Origin of the sequence: Alicyclobacillus fructus (assembly GCF_017329605.1) — a bacterium.
GTDB lineage: Bacteria > Bacillota > Bacilli > Alicyclobacillales > Alicyclobacillaceae > Alicyclobacillus > Alicyclobacillus fructus.
On the sequence record NZ_JAFMTY010000123.1, the window covers coordinates 1 to 252 of the forward strand.

1 pseudogene is annotated in these 252 nt (G+C 57.9%); it reads left to right on the forward strand.

The window, feature by feature from the left end:
• Nucleotides 1-208, forward strand: a pseudogene (locus tag J3481_RS14555) (hypothetical protein); the annotation flags it as partial.
• Nucleotides 209-252: the final 44 nt, after the last annotated feature.

Genomic DNA, 252 nt, shown 5'->3' on the forward strand with positions numbered 1-252 from the left:
CCACGGCCGCACCGGAGTCTACGAGCTGCTCATCGTGGACCACCATGTCCGGTCGCTGATGATCAAACGGACATCAGGGGCGCAGATCCGACAGTCGGCCATCTCGCGGGGAATGATCAGTCTTGCGCAGGCGTTCTGGCGGAAAGTCGCCGCGGGTGACACCAGTCTCGCGGAGTTGAGCCGAATACTGCCGCCTGAGTTACGGTAGAGTCCACCAAACACTTGGCAAATAGTTTTCTTACACTTTACTTG